Origin of the sequence: Hydrocoleum sp. CS-953 (assembly GCF_002260545.1) — a bacterium.
Lineage (GTDB): Bacteria > Cyanobacteriota > Cyanobacteriia > Cyanobacteriales > Microcoleaceae > Trichodesmium.
Genome location: NZ_LGSU01000163.1, coordinates 1 through 2,320 on the forward strand (window position 1 = coordinate 1; position 2,320 = coordinate 2,320).

Here is a 2,320-nt window from a genome sequence, read left to right on the forward strand (position 1 = left end):
CAAAGGTCTTTTGTTTGGAAAAAAGATGACATTCAAGATTTACTAACTTCTTTGTTGCAGGGTTATTTTATCGGAATATTTCTGATGTTAGACACCCCTAGTAAAAACCCAATGTTTCCTTTTAGATTTGTGGAAGGAATGACAAATAAACCTAATGTCACAGAAAATATAAGGTTAGTTCTTGATGGTCAACAACGTATTACTTCTCTATATTATGCACTTTATGAACCTAATCAACCTCTAAAAGGAGCTAAAAATCCTTATCGTTTTTATTTACGTTTAGAGTCAGTTTTAGATAATGATTTAGAAAATGCAGTTATAGGTATATCTGAACGCGATAGCCGTAGAAGAAAAGAATACGATGAATTAGTGAAACAACACAAAGCCTTACCTTTTTCTATATTACGAGATTCTAATAGTTTTAATAAGTGGCTATATCGAGAACAAGATATTTGGGAGGATAAAGAACAAGAATTATTGGTAAATATCTATAATAGGCTCCATAAATTTATGGTTCCTGTTATTTCTTTATCTCCTGAAACAAGAGAAGAAGATATTGTCAATATTTTTGAGCGAATTAATCGTACTGGTGCTAGTCTTTCTCTTTTTGATTTAGNCCGAAAACTATAATAGGCTCCATAAATTTATGGTTCCTGTTATTTCTTTATCTCCTGAAACAAGAGAAGAAGATATTGTCAATATTTTTGAGCGAATTAATCGTACTGGTGCTAGTCTTTCTCTTTTTGATTTAGCTGTAGCAAATCTTTATAAAAAAGGAGTAAATTTACGAGACTTATGGGAGAAAGTTCAAAATAATCATCCGAAAGTTACAGATTTAATTAAACCAGAATTTTTACTCAGACTAATTGCTTTGAGGCAAGGTAAAGAACCAAAAAAAGGTAACTTATTAAAAATGACAATATACATAGAAGGAGAATTATTTAAAGAGTTATGGAATGAAGCAGTTAAGTCAATAGTAACAGCTTATCAACGATTAATTAATGTGTATGGAGCCTTTGATTCTAAGTGGATTCCTTATACTACTTTAATTGTTCCTTTAGCTGCTTTATTAAATAAAATAAATCGAATTTCTGCTGGTGCTGAAGCTTATCAAAAGTTAGATTGTTTTTATTGGGGATGTATTTTAGGTCAGCGTTATGACAATGCTGTAGATAGCAAAATTTATTATGATTTTCAAAATGTTAGTGGATGGATAGATAATCAGGGAAATGCACCAGAATGGTTACAAAAATTATCTGTTCAAAGTTTTGATTTAAAGACTGAGGAAAGTTATACAACTTTATATAGAGGATTAATGGGGTTAATTGCTTGTGAAGGTTCTAAAGATTTTTTAACAGGGCAACCTGCGGAAATTAATAAGTGTCAAGATGACCATATTTTTCCTAAGTCTATTTATAGTGAAAAGTATGATAATTTAGTTGATAGTATTCTGAATCGAACTTTAATTTCTCAAACAACTAATAGGTGTAAAAGTAATAAACTTCCGGCGGATTTTTTAAATGATTGTTTGGCTAAACATGGTGTTAATGAAGAGCAGCTTTTAGAAACTTTAGCTAGTCATTTTATTGATGANCCTCATGTAATCAAAACGGATCCGAAAAACTAATAGGTGTAAAAGTAATAAACTTCCGGCGGATTTTTTAAATGATTGTTTGGCTAAACATGGTGTTAATGAAGAGCAGCTTTTAGAAACTTTAGCTAGTCATTTTATTGATGAGGATGGGTATGCAGCAATGCAAAATAATGATTTTATTAGTTTTAGAAATTCTCGTCAGAAAGTTATGCAAAAAAAATTACAAGAAATTGTTTCTTTAGCTGAACCTATTGAGGAGTTGGAAGCTGTTTCTGAGGATGAGGTGACATATTGGTTAACTCCAGTTGCTGCTAATGAGAAACGTTCTGCTTCTGAACAAATTAAGTTTTTGGTTGGTGAAGAACAGATTTATGCTTTTGGATATAAAACTCCTGGTCGAAAAAGCATTAAATCTGGGGATAATATTTGTTTTTATGCTTCTAGCAAGGGTATTGTTGCTCATGCTTTAGTTAAAACTAAACCAGAAAAGTTGAATCATCCTAAAATTTTTAATTCTGATAAGTATCCTTGGGTTTTTGAGTTAGAAAAACCTTGTTTATATTTGGATACTCCTGTAGTTTTGGATGAGGATTTAAGGAATAAGTTAGATGCTTTTTTAGGGCGTGAAGATCGTTCTAATTGGTCATGGTTTGTTCAGACTACTAGAAAAATTTCTGCCAATGATTTTATAGTTTTGACTAGGGATTTTTATTAAGGTATAAAATT

3 protein-coding genes are annotated in these 2,320 nt (G+C 31.0%); all 3 read left to right on the plus strand.

What is annotated here, in order from left to right; translation table 11 throughout:
* On the plus strand, positions 1 to 616 hold a 616-nt coding region (locus tag AFK68_RS44010; protein WP_371357186.1), incomplete at both ends, for a DUF262 domain-containing protein.
* A gap of 699 nt (positions 617 to 1,315) precedes the next feature.
* Positions 1,316 to 1,593 (plus strand): HNH endonuclease domain-containing protein (locus tag AFK68_RS44015; protein WP_371357187.1); only part of this gene is annotated, 278 nt, incomplete at its 3' end.
* An 80-nt stretch (positions 1,594 to 1,673) separates the two neighbouring features.
* On the plus strand, positions 1,674 to 2,309 hold the full coding sequence (locus tag AFK68_RS01275; protein WP_094671008.1) for a hypothetical protein: 636 nt from the start codon (positions 1,674 to 1,676) through the stop codon (positions 2,307 to 2,309).
* The last annotated feature ends 11 nt before the right edge of the window (positions 2,310 to 2,320 follow it).